This window comes from uncultured Gordonia sp. (genome assembly GCF_937858515.1).
GTDB lineage: Bacteria > Actinomycetota > Actinomycetes > Mycobacteriales > Mycobacteriaceae > Gordonia.
In genome coordinates this window covers 1-18613 of the sequence record NZ_CALLZT010000114.1, presented here as the reverse complement: position 1 = coordinate 18613, position 18613 = coordinate 1, and the positions used below count along the sequence as shown (strand labels likewise).

The window sequence follows — 18613 nt, the reverse complement described above, 5'->3', positions numbered from 1 at the left end:
TCCCAAGGCATCAGCAAGGTCCTCATCGCCAACCGTGGTGAGATCGCCGTCCGGGTGATCCGGGCTGCGCGTGACGCAGGTATCCCCAGCGTCGCGGTGTACGCGGAGCCGGACGCCGACGCACTCTTCGTCAAGCTCGCCGACGAGGCGTTCGCCCTCGGCGGCCAGACCTCGGCCGAGTCCTACCTGGTCTTCGACAAGATCCTCGACGCCGCCGCCAAGTCGGGCGCCAACGCCATCCACCCCGGATACGGCTTCCTCTCCGAGAACGCCGACTTCGCCCAAGCCGTCATCGACGCCGGACTGATCTGGATCGGTCCGTCGCCCAGCTCCATCCGCGACCTCGGTGACAAGGTCACCGCCCGGCACATCGCGCTCAAGGCCGACGCCCCGATGGCTCCGGGCACCAAGGATCCGGTGGCGGGCGCCGACGAGGTCGTCGCGTTCGCCCAGGAGCACGGCGTTCCGGTGGCCATCAAGGCCGCGTTCGGTGGCGGTGGCCGCGGCATGAAGGTCGCCTACACCATCGAGGAGATCCCGGATCTGTTCGAGTCCGCCACCCGTGAGGCCATCGCCGCCTTCGGCCGCGGGGAATGCTTCGTCGAGCGTTACCTCGACAAGGCCCGCCACGTTGAGGCCCAGGTCATCGCCGACCAGCACGGCAACGTGGTGGTCGCCGGCACCCGCGACTGCTCGCTGCAGCGCCGGTTCCAGAAGCTGGTCGAAGAGGCTCCCGCGCCGTTCCTCACCGACGAGCAGCGCACCAAGATCCACGAGTCGGCCAAGGCGATCTGCCGCGAGGCCGGTTACTACGGCGCGGGCACCGTCGAGTTCCTCGTCGGCAACGACGGCCTGGTGTCGTTCCTGGAGGTCAACACCCGTCTGCAGGTGGAGCATCCGGTCACCGAGGAGACCGCCGGCATCGACCTGGTCCGTCAGCAGTTCCGCATCGCCAACGGCGAAAAGCTGGAGTTCACCGAGGACCCGGCACCGCGCGGGCACGCGTTCGAGTTCCGCATCAACGGTGAGGACGCCGGTCGCGGCTTCCTGCCCGCCCCCGGCCCGATCAGCGTCTACTCCGAGCCCTCGGGCCCGGGCGTGCGCGTCGACTCCGGCGTGGTGCAGGGCGATGTCATCGGTGGCCAGTTCGACTCGATGCTGGCCAAGCTGATCGTCACCGGCGAGACCCGCGAACAGGCTCTCGAGCGGGCCCGCCGCGCACTCGACGAGTTCCAGGTGGAGGGTCTGGCGACGGTGCTGCCGTTCCACCGGCACATCGTGTCCAACCCCGCGTTTGTCGGCGACGGCGAGAAGTTCGACGTGTACACCAAGTGGATCGAAACCGACTGGGTCAACCCGATCGAGCCGTACACCGGTGGTCAGCCCATCGAGGACGACGAGGAGGCCCCCCGCCAGAAGGTCGTCGTCGAGATCGGCGGCCGCCGCGTGGAGGTATCGCTGCCGGGCGATCTGGCCCTGTCCGGTGGTGGTGGTGGTGGCGCTGCCGATGGTGCGATCCGCAGGAAGCCCAAGCCGCGCACCAAGAAGAAGGCCGGTGGCGCCGCAGCCTCGGGTGATTCGGTGACCGCACCGATGCAGGGCACCGTCGTCAAGGTGGCCGTCGAGGAAGGCCAGGAGGTCGCCGAGGGCGAGCTTGTGGTCGTGCTGGAAGCCATGAAGATGGAGAACCCGGTCACCGCCCACAAGTCCGGTGTCGTCACAGGTCTGTCGGTGGAGGCCGGGGCGGCCGTCACCCAAGGCACCGTGCTGCTCGAGATCAAATAGTTTGGAACCAGTCGAGATCAACGCCGGGACCTGGTACCTGCGTGCGCTTCGTGCGGACACGCGGGTGTCGGATGTCCCGGCGTTGGCCGATCTGGGGGTCGACGACCCGGCAGGCTGCATCACCCGCGCCGCCGACGGCTGGGCATCGGAAACCTTGTTCACGTGGGCGGTGTGCATCCCCACCACCGGCGAACTCGTCGCCCTGGTCACCATTACCCCGTCCGGCGACACCGCCGTACGCGAGGGCTGGGCCCGCGACGGCTACGACGACGCCCTCACCGCCGCCCTGGACCCGGTCGGCCGTTTCACCGAGGGCATGCTGGGTATGAGGATCGAGGCGTGAACAACAGGTCAGATCTCTGGTCACGGCCTAGCACCATCACTGTTGCTAATGTTGATAAGACACATTGCTCATCAACATCACCGCGGTAGTGGGGTCGACCCAGCAGGGAGTTGCCATGTCCATCACACAGATCGACCTCGATGATGAGGCCCTCGCCGAGGTCCTGAAACGATCCGGCCTTGGCACCAAGAAGGATGCCGTCAACGAGGCTCTCCGCGACTACGCGGCGAAGCTACGGCGTGCCGCAGAGTTCGATGACTACGCTCGTCGTGCCCAGGAGTGGGACTACGACGCGTGGAAGGCGATGCGCGAAGCAGATCGCCCGAAGCACCGCTGACTTGTACCTCCTCGACTCGTCAGCACTGTGGCGGATGCAGCGCGAGCCCGCCATCCTCGAGCATTGGCGTGCCGTCATCGAAGCAGGCGAAATACGGTCGTGCGCGCCACAACGCGTCGAAGTTCTCCGATCAGCGCGCAACGCGAGGGAATTCGATGAGATGTGCCGTGATCTCACACTCTTCTACCCCGATGTATCCGTACCCAAGAACGTGTGGCGCTGGATCGATGCCGCTCAGCACACGCTGGTTCGAGCAGGCTCGCTGCGAGCCTTCGGCGTCGTTGACTTGTTGGTCTGTGGCACATCTGTCCAGCACGGCCTCACCGTCCTGCATGACGACAACGACTTCGAGACTGCGGCCAGGCATCTCACTGATGTGCGAGCCAGGCGCGTAAGAGGCAACTGAACCTCGCGGCAGATGCGCCTTTGTTCAGTCCGGGCTGTCGATGTCGCGGCCTCCGGCCAGGTCACCGCATTCCACGGCCACCACGTCATCGCAGTGAGCAGCCAGATAGGCTCCCGCGCCCCTGTCTCCGCTGAGGAGCGCGCACACTCCATCAATGTGGTCGATACCGATATAGACCGGATGACCGGGCACGCCGCCGAAGCAGGACCGCACCAGCGCGGCCGGTGACAAGCCACTCGCCGCAAGCACCCGGCCGACCACCTCGCTGCCGACATCGGGTGTGTCAACAACGTGTAAAACAACTCCGGTACATCCGGGGGACTCCCGGACGCTACCGAGTACCCGGCGCACCGTCGCCGACAGCCCGGTCGCCCAGTCATCCACGGTAAGCGCCCGCGCACCGAACGGTGGCGGCACCACCGCCGCACCCATTGCCACCACTACTTCGCCGCAGCCTCCCGCGTTGAGAGCGCTAACCGCTTTGAGGAGCCATTCACCTTGGTGTGCAAGGATTTTCGGTCCACCGAAGCGCCGCCCTGCACCCGCTGCGAGCACCGCACCGAGTACTGTCACCTCACCCTCACCCACATCCTCCATCGCCGAGCCCGCCCCGGTCACGCTCAGTTTGACGCTGCCATCACATTGCGATCGCTGCCGCGTTCCATGCTGCGCCGTCCGGCCATCATGCACCGTTTTACCGGGCGGAAACACCGTGATCTCACCCAGCACGAAGTGCGCCTTGGGTCCACTATTTACTCCTGCCACGCCCGATTGCGAAGCGAATGTGGCATAGCGGACTCCCGCCCGCCGCGAGGCGGACGATTCTCCACCAGTGGAAGGTGCGACATCGATGACCACAGACTCCGCTGCCGGTAAGGCAGCCCCGAAACGCAAACGGGTCCATGAAGTAGACCAGGTACCGCCACCTGGCAAACTGGCCGCGCTCGGTATCCAGCACGTCGTCGCGTTCTACGCGGGCGCAGTGCTGGTCCCGCTGCTGATCGCCCGCGCCATCAACCTCGATGACGAGGCGCTGACGATGCTGATCACCGCCGACCTGTTCACCTGCGGCATCGCGTCGCTGCTGCAGGCCGTCGGGTTCTGGAAGATCGGTGTGCGGCTGCCGCTGCTGCAGGGCATCACTTTCGCCACCCTGGCACCGGTCATCAAAATCGCCAACGACCACGCCGGTGAGGGCGAGCACGCCGCTCGCGTCGGCCTGCAGACGGTGTACGGCGCGGTCATCGCGGCCGGCGTCTTCACCTTCCTCATCGCGCCGTATTTCGCCAAGCTGATCCGGTTCCTGCCGCCGGTGGTCACCGGCACCCTGATCACCATCATCGGCGTGTGTCTGATCCCGGTCGGCGCGGGTGACGCGGTGAGCGACCCGGCCAAACACCTACACGACTCGTCCAACCCGCGGTGGGTGCTGTACGCACTCGGCACCATCACCCTGATCGTGCTGATGCAGCGCTTCCTCAAGGGCTTCCTGTCGACCATCTCGATCCTGTTGGGTCTGGTTGTGGCCACCTTCGTCGCATGGCTGCTCGGCGACGCCACGTTCGACCGGGTCGGCGACGCCGATTGGCTCGGCTTCACCCCGCCGTTCGCTTTCGGTATGCCACGCTGGGACATCGTCGCCATCGTGTCGATGATCGTGGTGCTGCTCGTGGTGGCCGTGGAATCGACGGGTTCGATCTTCGCCACCGGCGAAATCGTCGGCAAGCGAATCAAGAAGGACGATGTGGCCGCCGCGATCCGTGCCGACGGTCTGGCGACCGTGATCGGCGGTTCGTTCAACTCGTTCCCGTACACGGCGTTCTCCGAGAACGTCGGTCTGGTCCGCATGACGGGTGTCAAGAGCCGCTGGGTGGTGGCCGCCGCCGGTGTGATCATGATGCTGCTCGGCCTGTTCCCGAAGATGGCCAAGGTGGTCGAGTCCATCCCCGCGCCGGTGCTCGGCGGTGCGGCGCTGATCATGTTCGCCACCGTCGCGATCGTCGGCATCCAGACACTCACCAAGGTGGATTTCACCGATCACCGCAACCTGATCATCGCGGCCACGTCGCTGGCTGTGGCACTGTACGTCGAGCATTCGCAGTCGTCGCCACCGTCGCAGGTGATCAACTCCGACGGCCAGATCGTCGACATCAACGCGATTCCCGGCGTCGACGAGGCGATGCCCAACATCATCTTGCAGATCCCGTTCTCCACGGGCATCACGATGGGCGCGATCACCGCGATCCTGCTGAACCTCTTGTTCTTCCATGTCGGCGCACGTGGTCCGAAGGTGGCCGGCGGTGGCGCGATCACCCTCGACGAGGTCAACACGATGACCCCCGAACGTTTCCGCGAAACCTTCGGTGAGGTCGTGCAGAACGTCGACTGGGTGGTCGATCGCGCCTACGACCAGCGGCCCTTCGAGGACGTGCACGATCTGCGCAGCGCCTTCCAGGAAGGCATGCTCACCGGCAGCGACGACGAACAGCTGCAACTCATCCGGGCCTTCCCCGACCTCGGTGCCGAGGACGAGGAGACCGGCGAGATGGTGGCCGTCGACCACAAGGGCCTGTCGCAGCTGGAAGAGGCCGAACACGAGAACGTGGTCAATCTGTCGGCCGCCTACCGCGAGCATTTCGGTTTCCCGCTGGTCATCTGCGCCCGTGAGACCGAACGCTACGACCGGGTGTTGCGCAACGGCTGGGCACGCATGGACAACTCGGAGACAAGCGAGAAGTCGTTCGCACTGATCGAGATTGCCAAGATCGCCAACTACCGGTTCGACGATCTGGTGGCCGACGCCAACCCGATCACGTCGGCACGGTTCAACAGGCAACCCGAAATCTAGGCTCTGATTCGCGTCCCGGTTCGCGGTGGCCCGCACCGCCACCGCGAACCTGGCGTGTGTCAGCAACAGTCACCGTCCCCGGCGCGCCCTGCGCGCGATATCCCCCTAAGGTAGGTCCCGTGCGAAGGGTTGATTGGCGAGGTTTGTCCAGTTTCAACGAGCTCACAGAAAGGCAGGCGATCGGCACGCTCTACGACTGCTGCAGTTCGACGATCTGGGCCATTCGGGTGGCGGCGGCGCGTCCGTTCTCCGACGACGAGGCGCTGCTCGAGTACGCCGACCTGATCCTGGCCGAGCTGAGCGAAGGCGACCTCGACGAGGCGCTGTCGGGGCATCCGCGGATCGGCGATCGGGCGGACAATCCGTCGTCGGCACGCGAACAGTCGGGGGTCACCGGCGCCGACGCATCCGTGCTGGCAGAACTCAAGGATCTCAACGCCGCCTACGAGGATCGCTTCGGGCACGTCTACCTCGTGTTCGCCAACGGTCGGCCGGCGGCCGAGTTGCTCGCCATCCTCAAGCAACGTATGCGCAACGACCCTGCCACCGAACGCCGCGTGATGCGGGCGGAGCTGGCAAAGATCAACCGCAGCAGGCTGATCCGGATGCTCGCGCCCGCCGGCAACTTCGATGACGCAGGAGCCACGTCATGACCGGCCTGTCCACCCACGTCCTCGATGCCGTATCCGGTTCCCCCGCAACGGGCCTGGCGGTGACCCTGCAAGACGCGTCCGGAACCGTGCTGAGCGAGGGCACCACAGACGCCGACGGCCGCATCTCCCAGGTCAACACCACCCCCCTCATCGCGGGCATCTACCACCTGGTCTTCGACACCGGAAGCTGGTTCTCCGACAACGACATCAAGGCCTTCTACCCCGAGATCGACATCTGCTTCGAGGTCGACGACCCCGACCGCCACTACCACGTCCCGGTCCTGCTGAGCCCCTTCTCCTACTCGACATACCGCGGCAGCTGACGGACCGTGGGTATACCGAATTGGTATGCCAGAAGAGTAGTTGCGCAGGTAGGATCTGTCTCATGGCCCTTACCAGCATCAAGGTCGACACCGGATTGCGTGACCGCATCAGCGCGGCAGCGCGTGAACATGGCCTGACTGTCGGCGAGTACCTGGATGGAGTTGTACGGAACGCTCGTCGTCAGGAGCGGCTACAAGCAATGGCGAATGCCATGCGGGAGAACCCACCCGACGCGGACTACTGGAGGGAAGTCTCCGAACTGGATGCGCTGACGGCACCGGCACGTGACTGAGCCTGCGGAGCCGCTTCACATGCGTACCGGTGACGTGTACTGGGTGCGCCCCGATGCGGTGATCGGGCGCGAGCAGGCAGGCCGCAGACCGTTTGTCATCGTTGCTTCCGATCTGTATCTCAGCGTTGTGGACTCGCTCGCACTCGGTGTGCCGATCACCAGGACGGACAGGCGCTGGCCGAATCACGTCCATGTCGACCTACCAGGGCTGACGGGCTTCGCGATGACCGAACAACTACGGACGTTGTCACGCAACCGATTCGACGGCTATATCGGTCGCATCGACGACGTGACCTTGGGAGCCATCCGTGAATGGCTTGCCGACTATCTCGACTTCTGACCCCCATCACGATCCACTCCCACCCAGCTGGGCCCGCTGTCGTACGGCGCGTTCCGCGGCAGGTAGTACGCCACGGAATATCCGACCCGACCATCGACGGCCACACCTACGTCGCTATGGTGGACGGCGCAACTGGTTCGCCGACCGGAGCAACTATGGAGCCCCTGCGCTCTGATCGGCGACGACAAGAGGGAATCCGGTGTGACTCCGGAACTGTCCCGCAGCGGTATGCCGGAACGACCGCCGTCTTTCAGCACTGGGTGAACCCCGGGAAGCGACGGCCAGTAGGAGCGCGATGCGCACGCCGGCGAGTCCGAAGACCTGCCTGTTGTGCTGGGCGCGCCGCGTCCGGCGACTCACCGCCTCGTGGAATGGGCGAGTGGTCGACAGGCGTTTCGGTGTGCCCAGATCCGTGGGTGGTGCCGACGGGGCTTGCAGACTTCTCTCCGCAAGGGCGGTGGTCATCCACTTGCATTGCAGGAGAACACTACTCATGCCGAACAACCGGCCGTTCACCACCACCGTGCTCGGGACTCCCCGCATCGGGCCGAACCGCGAACTCAAGCGCGCCATCGAAGGCTACTGGGCCGGCCGCGTGTCCGCAGCCGATCTCGCCGAAACCGCCGCGGGGCTGCGCCGCGACACCTGGACTCGCCTCGCCGACGCCGGATTCGACTCCATCCCGGTCAACACGTTCTCGTACTACGACCAGGTGCTCGACACCGCCGTGATGCTCGACGCACTGCCCGCCCGGGTCGCCGGCATCGCCGACCCGCTGGACCGCTACTTCGCCGCCGCCCGCGGCAACGCCGATGTCACGCCGCTGGAGATGACCAAGTGGTTCGACACGAACTACCACTACTTGGTCCCGGAGATCGGTCCCGACACCACCTTCGCGCTCAAGCCGGAGAAGGTCCTCGCCGAGGTCGCGCAGGCGCACGGGCTCGGAATCCCGGCTCGCCCGGTCATCGTCGGCCCCATCACCTTCCTGACCCTCGCCAAAGCCGTAGACGGCGCACCCGCCCCGATCACCCGCATCGATGACATCCTGCCTGCCTACTTCGAGCTACTCGACCGTCTCGTCGACGCCGGTGTGGACTGGGTGCAGTTCGATGAGCCCTCGCTGGTCACCGACGCCATCAACGGTCTGCCCGAGCTGGCCGAGGCCGTGTACGGGCGCCTGTCTGCGGTGACCCGTCGTCCGGCGCTGCTGGTGGCCACCTACTTCGGCGATCCGGGTGCCGCGCTCGGCGCACTGGCCCGCACCGACGTCGAAGGCATCGCCATCGACCTCGTAGAAGGTGATGTCGCCGCGGTGGCGGCGGTGCCGGAGCTGGCGAACAAACTGGTCGTGGCGGGTCTGGTCGACGGCCGCAACATCTGGCGTACCGATCTCGATCACGCGCTGGGCACCCTGGGCACCCTGCTCGGCTCGACCGGTTCGCTGGCCGTGTCCACGTCGTGCTCGACTCTGCACGTGCCGTACAGCCTGGAACCGGAAACCGCACTCGACGACAACCTGCGCGGCTGGCTGGCGTTCGCCGACGAAAAGTACACCGAGGTGTCCGCTCTGGCCCACGCGCTGCGTGACGGCCGCGAATCTCAGGCAGCGGCGTTCGACGCGAGCCGCGCCGCCCTGGCGACCCGGGCGACCGATCCGCGCCTGCACAACGACGAAGTCCGGGCCCGGCTGGCCGCGGTCACCGACGCCGACGTGACCCGCGGCGAGGCATCCGCGCGTCTGGACAGCCAGCAGGAGAAGCTGGGTCTACCCACGCTGCCGACCACCACGATCGGCTCGTACCCGCAGACCTCGGCAATCCGGGTGGCCCGCGCCGCACTGCGCAAGGGCGACATCGACGAGACCGGCTACGTCGAGAAGATGCGCGCCGAGATCGCCGATGTCATCGCGCTCCAGGAGAAGATCGGCCTGGACGTGCTGGTACACGGCGAACCCGAACGCAACGACATGGTGCAGTACTTCGCCGAACAGCTCGACGGCTTCTTCGCCACGGTCAACGGCTGGGTGCAGTCCTACGGCACCCGATGCGTGCGTCCGCCGATCCTGTTCGGCGACGTCGTGCGGCCGCAGCCGATGACGGTCGACTGGATCACGTACGCGCAGTCGCTCACCGGCAAACCGGTCAAGGGCATGCTGACCGGTCCGGTGACCATCCTGGCGTGGTCGTTCGTCCGCAACGATCAGCCGCTCGCAGACTCGTCCGACCAGATCGCGCTGGCCATCCGGGACGAGACCGTCGACCTCGAAGCGGCCGGTGTCGGCATCATCCAGGTCGACGAGCCGGCGCTGCGTGAGCTGCTCCCGCTGCGCGACGCCGACAAGCCCGCCTACCTGAACTGGGCGGTGCGCTCGTTCCGGCTGTCCACCTCGGGTGTGGCCGACGACACGCAGATCCACACCCACCTGTGCTATTCGGAGTTCGGTGAGGTGATCGGCGCGATCGCGGAACTGGACGCCGACGTCACCTCCATCGAGGCGGCCCGGTCGAAGATGGAGGTCCTCGACGACCTCAACGCGGTCGGCTTCGCCAACGGCGTCGGCCCGGGTGTCTACGACATCCACTCCCCGCGTGTCCCCGGCACCGCCGAGATCGCCGAATCCCTTTCGGCCGCACTCAAAGCCGTCGACCCGCGGCGCCTGTGGGTCAACCCCGACTGCGGCCTGAAAACCCGCGGCACAGAGGAGGTGGTCGCCTCCCTGACCAACCTCGTCGAGGCCACCGAACAGGTCCGCGCCGGGCTGTAGCCCGGTCAGGCGTTCGGGTCACCGGGCCCTTCGAGACGTGGTCGGCTCGCAAGCTAACGCGACCGCTCCTCAGGGATCAAGATGTTTGGCTACGAGAATGCACCCACCATCTTGATCCCTGAGGCCGACCCGACACCGATCGACAAACCACACACCATCTTGATCCCTGAGGCCGAAGCGACGAAGGAGCGAGGGTCACGAAGGGTCAGGTGACCATCCATGCACGAGGCGACCACCTCACACGTTGTTGGCCTTGAGTCGCTGCGCCAGGTACTCGGCCGCCGTCAACGGAGGGTATTTGCCCTCGGGGCTCTCGATGAGGACGTCCGTATTCGCCTGCGCGAAGAACGCGATCGACTGCCGGGCGTCGAGCGATTCACCTTCGCGCGGCGGCCGCACCCGGTGGAAGTTCGACGGCAGTTTGTCGTCGGACCAGCGCATCAGCATGTCGCCGATGTTGCAGGTGATGGCGTCGTCGGACGGGGTGACCGGCGTCCATTCCTGCCCCTTCATCTCCGCACCCGGCAGCACCTGCAGCCCACCCTGGCCGTCACGCTGGAACAGCAGGGTGAGGGCGTCGAAGTCGGTGTGCGCCCCGGCTCGCCAGATGCTGTGGTCACCGAGCATCTCCTCGGGGAAGGCGTAGTAGTACAGCAGCCGCAGAGTGCTCTGATAGGTGTCCGACGAGGGGTCGTGCGCGGCGGTGAAGAAGTCGCGGTCCAGGCCGAGTTTCACTGCGAAGCAGCCGAGCAGATCCATCGCAATCTTCCAGCAGCGGGCTTCGAAATCCTCGACGGTGGAACGGAATCCGGCCAGTTCGTCCTCGCTGGGCCACAGCCCGTCCATGCGCGGTTTGGTGTACTGGTAGGACTCCTTCTGGTCGGCGGTCCCGGTCGACGGGCGCACCTGGGTCCCGTATTCCCAGCCGGCGTTGGTGCCCTTCTGCAGCGGGTACTGCTCCTTGATCTCGGTGGGCAGGTGGAAGAAGGTGTTCGCCATCGCGAACACACCGTCGACAATATCCTGCGGGATGCCGTGGTCGACAATCTGGAAGAAGCCGATATCGGTTGCGGCCGACCAGAGTTCGTCGGCGATCTCGTCGAAGCGGTCCTCGAAGTCGGCGATGGAGATGCGGCGCACCTCGCGGTCGGTGGTTTCGGTGCCGACCGCGCCCATCTGGGATTCGCGGTTGAGTTCGGTCATGTCGTAGGCGGTCACTGGGGTGTCCTTTCGGGGCTGTGTTGACCAGATCGCGATGACCGCACGTCTTTTCGGACAGCGTGAACACGCCGGTCATGGTGACCGCATATGCCACTGCCGCAACCCCGCCGCACCCCGCGAAGGGCGGACCTTCGATTCGTGCGATCAGTACTCGCGGCACCAAGTAGACCCCTCGCGCGTTGCTGCGCTGCTACTCGCTATTACACCGATGTAAAACGTCTCGCGAGCAGCCTAAGATGAAACGGACCGCCGGGGATCACAGGTGGCCCAACACCCTGATGTGATCTCCGACGGTCCGTTCTTTGCTGCTGTGCGCGTCCGGCTGCTCTGCGTTTCAGCCGAGCACGATCAGCAGGTCCCCTGGCGCCACCTGGGCGACTTCACCGATGGCGACCCTGGTCACCTTCCCCTCGACGGGGGTGGTGATGGTGGCCTCCATCTTCATCGCCTCGATGGTGCCGATCGCGGCACCGGCGGCCACGACGTCACCGACACCCACTGACAGTGACACCACGCCCGCGAACGGCGCCGCGATGTGGTTGGGGTTTGTGCGGTCGGCCTTCTCCGCCGACGGAACCTCGGCATCGACCGACCTGTCCCGTACGGCCACCGGCCGCAGTTGCCCGTTGAGCACGCACATCACGGTGCGCATGCCCTTCTCGTCGGCGTCGCTGATCGCTTCGAGGCCGATGATCAGTTCGTGGCCGGGTTCGAGTTCGACGCGGTGCTCCTCGCCGTAGCGCAGCCCGTAGAAGAACTGATTGGCCGACAGCCTCGAGGTGTCGCCGAACTGTTCCTGATGGTCCTCGAATTCCCTTGTCGGGCCGGGGAACAGCAGCCGGTTGAGGGTTTCCTGACGGCCGCGGCCGGACACGTCGAGCGCAGCCGAGTCCGCCTCGGACAAGTCCTTGGGTGCCGGCGCCTCGGCGCGGCCTTCGAGGGCGATCGTGCGCAGCGGTTCGGGCCAGCCGCCGGCGGGGTCGCCGAGTTCACCACGCAGGAAGCCGATCACCGAGTCCGGGATGTCGTACGACGACGGGTCGGCCGCGAACTCGCCGGCGGTGATGCCGCGACCCACCAGCGCCAGCGCCAGGTCACCGACCACCTTCGACGACGGCGTCACCTTGATCAGCCGTCCCAGCATCCGGTCGGCCGCCGCATACGCCTCCTCGACCGCCTCGAACCGGTTACCCAGCCCGAGCGCGATGGCCTGCTGGCGCAGGTTGGACAGCTGACCGCCGGGGATCTCGTGGGTGTACACACGCCCGGTGGGGGCCGGTAGACCCGACTCGAACGGCGCGTACACCTTGCGCACGGCCTCCCAGTACGGTTCGAGATCGCACACCGCGCCCAGGTCCAGGCCGGTATCATGTTCGGTGTGCGCGGCAGCGGCGACGATCGCCGACAGCGCAGGCTGACTGGTCGTGCCGGCCAGCGCGGCGCTGGCGCCGTCGACGGCACTGGCTCCGGCCTGCCAGGCGGCCAGGTAGGTGGCGAGCTGACCACCGGGAGTGTCGTGGGTGTGCACGTGCACCGGCAGGTCGAACTCCTTGCGCAGCGCCGACACCAGAGTGGTGGCCGCCGGCGCGCGCAACAGCCCGGCCATGTCCTTGATCGCAAGAATGTGCGCGCCGGCATCGACGATCTGCTCGGCCAGCCGCAGATAGTAGTCGAGCGTGTACAGCTCTTCGGCCGGGTTCGAGAGGTCGCCGGTGTAGCTCATCGCGACCTCGGCGACGGCGGTCCCGGTTTCGCGGACGGCGTCGATCGCCGGCCGCATCTGCTCAATGTTGTTGAGCGCGTCGAAGATCCGGAAGATGTCGATGCCGACATCGGTGGCCTCGGCGACGAATGCGGTGGTCACCTTCGTGGGGTACGGCGTGTACCCGACTGTGTTGGCACCGCGCAGCAGCATCTGCAGACAGATGTTGGGCATCGCTTCGCGCAACTGCGCCAACCGATCCCACGGATCTTCCTTCAGAAAGCGCAGCGCCACATCGTATGTCGCGCCGCCCCAGCATTCGACGGACAGCAGCTGCGGGGTGAGCGCGGCGATGTACGGGGCGACGGCGATCAGGCCGCTGGTCCGGATCCGGGTGGCCAGCAACGATTGGTGCGCGTCGCGGAACGTGGTGTCGGTAACGCCGAGCCGTTTGCTGTCGCGCAGGTCGGCGGCAAAACCCTCCGGTCCCAGCGCCAGCAGGCGCTGCCGCGAGCCGTCGGGCGGCGAGGCCAGTAGGTGCTGGTCGACGGCGGGCAGCTTGTCGCGTGGATACACCTTGGTGGGCCGCTCGCCGTGCGGCTTGTTGACGGTGACGTCGGCCAGGTACGACAGGATCTTGCTGCCCCGGTCGGCCGAGCCCTTCGACATCTGAAGCCACGGCCGGTCGTCGATGAACGAGGTGGTGATGTTGCCCGCCCGGAAGTCCGGGTCGTCGAGAACCGCCTGTAGGAACGGGATGTTGGTGGCCACACCACGAATACGGAACTCGGCGACGGCACGGCGCGCCCGCCGCACCGCGATCGGGAACTCCCGGCCGCGGCAGGTGAGCTTGACCAGCATCGAGTCGAAGTGACCGGCGACCTCGGCACCCAGGTTGGTGCCACCGTCGAGCCGTACACCCGCGCCGCCCGGCGAACGGTAGGCGGTGATGCGGCCGACGTCGGGCCGGAAGCCCTCGGCCGGGTTCTCGGTGGTGATGCGGCACTGCAGCGCCGCTCCGCGGATCTGGATGGACTCCTGAGACAGACCCATGTCGGTCAGACTCGACCCCGACGCGATGCGTAGTTGAGCGCCCACGAGGTCGATGTCGGTGATCTCCTCGGTCACCGTGTGCTCGACCTGGATGCGCGGGTTCATCTCGATGAAGACGTGCCGGCCCTGTTCGTCGAGCAGGAACTCGACGGTTCCGGCGCACGAGTAGCCGATGTGCCGGGCGAAGGCGACGGCATCGGCACAGATCCGGTCGCGGATTGCAGGGTCGAGGTTGGGGGCGGGAGCGAGCTCGACCACCTTCTGGTGGCGGCGCTGCATGCTGCAGTCCCGCTCATACAGGTGGATGACGTTGCCCTGGGTGTCGGCGAGGATCTGCACCTCGATGTGCCGCGGGTTGATCACCGCCTGTTCGAGGAACACCGTCGGGTCGCCGAAGGCGGCGTCGGCCTCGCGGGAGGCTGCCGCGATGGCGTCGGCGAGTTCGTCGATGGTCTCCACCCGGCGCATACCGCGGCCGCCGCCACCGGCGACCGCCTTGACGAAGACGGGGAACTGCATATCGGCCGCCGCGGCCAGCAGTTCATCGACGTCGGCGCTGGGTTCCGAGCTCGACAGCACGGGAATCCCGGACGCCTTGGCCGCGGCGACGGCCGTGGCCTTGTTGCCGGTGAGTTCGAGTACTTCGGTGGGCGGACCGATGAACGTGATGCCCGCGTTCGCGCAGGCCGCGGCCAGACCCGGGTTCTCCGACAGGAATCCGTATCCGGGATAGATCGCGTCGGCACCGCAGCGCACGGCCACACTCACGATCTCGTCTATCGACAGGTACGCCCGGACCGGGTGGCCGGGTATCCCGATCTGGTAGGCCTCATCGGCCTTGAAACGGTGCAGCGAATTTCGGTCTTCGTAAGGGAAGACCGCGACGGTCCGGGCCCCGAGTTCGTATCCCGCGCGCAGCGCACGGATCGCGATCTCGCCACGGTTGGCCACCAGTACCTTGTCGAACATGAGCACACTCTCTTTTGTCATTAAGACGTGAGAAACAAGTCCTCACAACCAATTTCGTTGCGTTGTGAGGCCCTGACACTCACCGGGGCTGACGTTGCGCGCAATACGGTACGCACCGCCGATGGCCGCGTCAGTATATCGTGACCTACCGCACAGCAAGCGGTCGTTGTGCCGGACCGTCGTAGGCGCTGAGCGGCCGGATCAGGGCGTTGGAGGCGGCCTGTTCCATGATGTGCGCGGTCCATCCGGTGATACGGCTCATCACGAAGATCGGTGTGAACGCCGGAATGTCGAAGCCCATCAAGAAGTAGGCGGGGCCGGTCGGGAAATCCAGGTTCGGCTTGATCCCGGTGCGCTTGCGCATCTCATCCTCGAGCTCGGCGTAGATCTCGAGCCACTTGTTCTCGCCGACATGGGCGCTGATGTCTTCGAGTGCCTTACGCATCGTCGGCACTCGCGAGTCGCCGTTCTTGTAGACGCGGTGGCCGAAGCCCATCACCTTGTCCTTGTTGTCGAGCTTGGCTCCCAGCCATTCCCGCGCACGTTCAGGGCGGTCGATGTCGATCATGTCGTGCATGACGGCCTCGTTCGCGCCGCCGTGCAGGCTGCCCTTGAGCGCACCGATCGCCGCGGTGACCGCGCTGTAGATATCCGACTGCGTCGAGGTCACCACGCGTGCGGCGAACGTGGATGCGTTGAAGCTGTGCTCGGCGTACAGCACCATCGACTTCTCGAACGCCTTCACGATCACCGGGTCGGGTACCTTGCCGAACACCATGTTCAGGAAGTTCTCCGCGTAGCCGAGCCCATGATGCGGGGCGATCGGCTCCAGCCCGCGACGCCGGCGCATGTCGGCGGCGACGATCGTCGGCAGCACCGCGAGCATCCGCAGCGACTTGTCGAGGTTGGCCGCCGGGCTCGGATCGTCCTCGGCAGCGTCTTCGGTGCCCAGGAAGGAGATCGCCGTGCGCACCACATCCATCGGATGGCAGGTGTCAGGGATCTTCACCAGGATCGACGCGGCCGTCCGGTCGAGCCGCCGGTTCGCCCGTTCCTTCTGGCTGAAGTCGGTCAGCTGCACATCGTTGGGCAGCTCACCGTGCCACAGCAGGTAGGCGACCTGCTCGAACGAGCAGTGCTCGGCCAGATCCTGCACCGCATACCCGCGGTAGGTCAGCGAATTGGTCTCCGGGACAACTTTGGAGACGGCCGTCTTGTCGACGACCACCCCCGCCAGCCCCTTGTAAATGGTCGGTTGATCCCCAGCAGGTGCACTCATGAGTAACTTCCTTTGATTGACGTGGGAACACATCTTGATCCCTGAGGCCGAGAAAACTTCTAAACCCCTGAAGCCGAGAGACTTCTTGACCCCTGAAGCCGAAAGCTCCTTAACCCTGAAGCCGAGAAACTTCTTGACCCCTGAGGCCGAAAGCTCCTTAACCCTGAATCCGAGAACCTTCTTGCCCCCTGAGGCCGAAAGCTCCTTAACCCTGAAGCCGAGAAACTTCTTGATCCCTGAGGCCGAAGCGACGAAGGAGCGAGGGTCACGAAGGGTCCGGCGAGATCCCCGCATGACGCAACCACCCGACCGCCCCTACGCCCTAAGCCCCATCGGCAAGCGTGAAATTGAACAGTTCGGAATCGAAATCGTTGTACTCGGCATACCGCAGCAACTCGTACAGCCGACTGCGATGCTGCATCCCGTCGAGCAACCCGGCCTGCGTTCCCTCACTGAGGATTTCACGTAAGCCCGACTCGACGGCACCCATTGCGATCCGCAGCGTGGTCACCGGATAGATGACGACGTTGTAGCCCACATCGCGCAGCTGATCGGCGGTAATCAGATCGGACTTGCCGAATTCGGTCATATTCGCCAGCAGCGGCGTATCCACGGCCTTGCGGAATTTCTCGAATTCACTCAGGTCTGTCAGCGCCTCGGTGAAGATCAGGTCCGCTCCGGCGTCGGCGTAGGCTTTGGCTCGCTCGACTGCGGCATCGAAACCCTCGATACCCCGGGCATCGGTGCGGGCGCAGATCACGAAATTCGGGTCCCGCTTGGCCGCTACCGCCGCCCGCAGCCGTTTGAGCATGACGTCGACCGGGACCACGTCCTTGCCGTCGAGATGCCCGCAACGCTTGGGGTTGACCTGGTCCTCCAGGTGCAGACCCGCCAGCCCCGCGTCTTCGAGTGCGGCGACGGTACGCGCCGCACTCATCGGCTCCCCGAATCCGGTGTCGGCGTCGACGAGCGTCGGCAGATCGGTTGCGCGGGCGATGGATCCGGCGCGGGCGGTGACCTCGCTGAGCGTGGTCAGCCCGATGTCGGGCAGACCCAGGTCGGCGGCCAGGACCGCACCGGAGACGTACACGCCGTCGAATCCGATGTCGGCGATCAGTTTTGCGGCCAGCGGCGAGAATGCTCCCGGCCACCGTTGCAACTCACCGGAGTTCAGGCCGTTGCGCAGGGCGATGCGCTTATCACCGTCGGTGACGCCCGAGGAGAACAGTGACATCAGAACAGCCCCTTGTCGACAGTGGGAGCCTTGTCCAGGTAGGTCTGCGGCACAACGATATTCAGCTCGCCCAGCGAACCGGCGGGCTTGGCGGCAAGGTCGGTGACGAACGCCAGGAAACGTTCCTGCTCAGCCGAATCCACAACACCGTCGGCCAGACCCGTGAACTTCTCCACGTACTGCGGACGGGCGAACGGCCGGGCACCGAGCGGATGGGCGTCGGCGACGGCCAGCTCGTCGGTGATCACGTCACCGTTCTTGAGGGTGATGACGGCCTTGGCGCCGAAAGCCTTCTCCGCCGGGTCATTCGAGTGGTATCGACGAGTCCACTCCGGATCCTCGACGGTGGAGATCTTGTGCCAGAGCTCGATGGTTTCGGGACGGTGTGCCCGCTCAGGTGCGTAGGACTTCTCCGAATCCCAGGTCCCGTCCTCCAATGCCACGGCGAAGATATAGGGCACCGAATGGTCGAGGGTTTCGCGGCTGGCGTCGGGATCGAACTTCTGCGGATCACCCGAGCCGGTGCCGATGACCACGTGGGTGTGATGGCTGGTGTGCAGCACGATCGACTCGATCTGCGTGAAGTCGGTGATCTTCTCCCGCATCCGGCGGGCCAGGTCGATGGGCGCCTGACTCTGGTATTCGGCCGAATGTTCCTTGGTGTAGCTGTCGAGGATGGCGCGCTTGGCCTCGCCGGGGCCGGGCAGCGGCACCGTGTACTGGGCGTCGGGGCCGCTGAGCAGCCACGCGATCACGCCGTCCTCACCTTCCCAGATCGGCGACGGCGAGCCCTCTCCGCGCATCGCCCGGTCGACGGCCTCGATGGCGACCTTGCCGGCCCACGCGGGGGCGTACGCCTTCCAGCTGGAGATCAGGCCCTTGCGGGACTGCCGGGTGGCCGTGGTCAGGTGCAGGGCCTGCCCGATGGCCTGGTAGATGGTCTCCTGATCCAGATTGAGCATGGTGCCCAGACCGGCGGCGACCGACGGCCCGAGGTGGGCCACATGGTCGATCTTGTGCTCATGCAGGCAGATGCCCTTGACCAGGTCGATCTGCACCT

The 18613-nt window shown here is 65.8% G+C and carries 16 protein-coding genes and 1 riboswitch; of the genes, 10 read left to right on the top strand and 6 right to left on the bottom strand.

Features of this window, described 5'->3' with window-relative positions; translation table 11 throughout:
* The first annotated feature begins 9 nt into the window (after positions 1–9).
* The 4 genes from Q0627_RS10530 (at position 10) to Q0627_RS22490 (ending at position 2871) form a co-directional block, all read left to right on the top strand.
* Positions 10–1785, top strand: coding sequence for an acetyl/propionyl/methylcrotonyl-CoA carboxylase subunit alpha (locus Q0627_RS10530; RefSeq protein WP_298809570.1), 1776 nt, complete (start codon positions 10–12; stop codon positions 1783–1785).
* Position 1786: 1 nt separating this feature from the next.
* Positions 1787–2128, top strand: a complete 342-nt coding sequence (locus tag Q0627_RS10525) for a hypothetical protein (RefSeq protein WP_291017828.1) — start codon at positions 1787–1789, stop codon at positions 2126–2128.
* A gap of 115 nt (positions 2129–2243) precedes the next feature.
* Positions 2244–2465 carry a type II toxin-antitoxin system VapB family antitoxin gene (locus Q0627_RS10520; protein ID WP_291017830.1) on the top strand — a complete coding sequence of 74 codons (222 nt, stop codon included), beginning with the start codon at positions 2244–2246 and terminating at the stop codon, positions 2463–2465.
* Positions 2383–2871, top strand: a complete 489-nt coding sequence (locus tag Q0627_RS22490) for a PIN domain-containing protein (RefSeq protein WP_324384068.1) — start codon at positions 2383–2385, stop codon at positions 2869–2871. The genes Q0627_RS10520 and Q0627_RS22490 overlap by 83 nt, the downstream gene beginning before the upstream one ends.
* Before the next feature lie 24 nt (positions 2872–2895).
* Here the strand turns inward: Q0627_RS22490 and Q0627_RS10515 are convergent, their stop codons facing one another.
* Positions 2896–3468 (bottom strand): NTP transferase domain-containing protein, encoded by a 573-nt coding sequence (locus Q0627_RS10515; protein ID WP_291017848.1) that lies wholly within the window; start codon positions 3466–3468, stop codon positions 2896–2898.
* Between the two features lie 253 nt (positions 3469–3721).
* Between Q0627_RS10515 and uraD (Q0627_RS10510) the strand changes: the two genes are divergently transcribed.
* The 6 genes from uraD (Q0627_RS10510) (at position 3722) to metE (ending at position 10095) form a co-directional block, all read left to right on the top strand.
* A complete protein-coding gene (gene uraD / locus Q0627_RS10510; protein WP_291017833.1) occupies positions 3722–5719 on the top strand; it encodes a 2-oxo-4-hydroxy-4-carboxy-5-ureidoimidazoline decarboxylase in 1998 nt (665 codons plus the stop codon).
* 119 nt (positions 5720–5838) lie between these two features.
* Complete coding sequence (uraD, locus tag Q0627_RS10505) at positions 5839–6372, top strand: 2-oxo-4-hydroxy-4-carboxy-5-ureidoimidazoline decarboxylase (RefSeq protein ID WP_291017836.1); 534 nt, start codon at positions 5839–5841, stop codon at positions 6370–6372.
* Complete coding sequence (gene uraH / locus Q0627_RS10500) at positions 6369–6695, top strand: hydroxyisourate hydrolase (RefSeq protein WP_291017838.1); 327 nt, start codon at positions 6369–6371, stop codon at positions 6693–6695. Before uraD (Q0627_RS10505) ends, uraH begins: the two co-directional genes overlap by 4 nt.
* 62 nt (positions 6696–6757) lie before the next feature.
* Entirely contained in the window at positions 6758–6988 is a 231-nt protein-coding gene (locus Q0627_RS10495; RefSeq protein ID WP_291017842.1) for a hypothetical protein, read from the top strand.
* 19 nt (positions 6989–7007) lie between these two features.
* On the top strand, positions 7008–7328 hold the full coding sequence (locus Q0627_RS10490; protein WP_291017845.1) for a type II toxin-antitoxin system PemK/MazF family toxin: 321 nt from the start codon (positions 7008–7010) through the stop codon (positions 7326–7328).
* Between the two features lie 155 nt (positions 7329–7483).
* A riboswitch (cobalamin riboswitch) is annotated at positions 7484–7672 on the top strand.
* Positions 7673–7821: 149 nt separating this feature from the next.
* Positions 7822–10095 carry a 5-methyltetrahydropteroyltriglutamate--homocysteine S-methyltransferase gene (metE, locus tag Q0627_RS10485; RefSeq protein WP_298809562.1) on the top strand — a complete coding sequence of 758 codons (2274 nt, stop codon included), beginning with the start codon at positions 7822–7824 and terminating at the stop codon, positions 10093–10095.
* A 237-nt stretch (positions 10096–10332) separates the two neighbouring features.
* Here the strand turns inward: metE and Q0627_RS10480 are convergent, their stop codons facing one another.
* The 5 genes from Q0627_RS10480 to Q0627_RS10460 all read right to left on the bottom strand — a co-directional run.
* Positions 10333–11298 carry an isopenicillin N synthase family oxygenase gene (locus Q0627_RS10480; protein ID WP_291011623.1) on the bottom strand — a complete coding sequence of 322 codons (966 nt, stop codon included), beginning with the start codon at positions 11296–11298 and terminating at the stop codon, positions 10333–10335.
* Between the two features lie 352 nt (positions 11299–11650).
* Entirely contained in the window at positions 11651–15040 is a 3390-nt protein-coding gene (locus tag Q0627_RS10475; protein WP_291011620.1) for a pyruvate carboxylase, read from the bottom strand.
* A gap of 145 nt (positions 15041–15185) precedes the next feature.
* On the bottom strand, positions 15186–16319 hold the full coding sequence (locus Q0627_RS10470) for a bifunctional 2-methylcitrate synthase/citrate synthase (protein ID WP_291011618.1): 1134 nt from the start codon (positions 16317–16319) through the stop codon (positions 15186–15188).
* Between the two features lie 322 nt (positions 16320–16641).
* Positions 16642–17553, bottom strand: a complete 912-nt coding sequence (gene prpB, locus Q0627_RS10465; protein WP_291011615.1) for a methylisocitrate lyase — start codon at positions 17551–17553, stop codon at positions 16642–16644.
* Positions 17553–18613 (bottom strand): MmgE/PrpD family protein (locus Q0627_RS10460; RefSeq protein WP_298809554.1); only part of this gene is annotated, 1061 nt, incomplete at its 5' end. The genes prpB and Q0627_RS10460, both read right to left, overlap by 1 nt.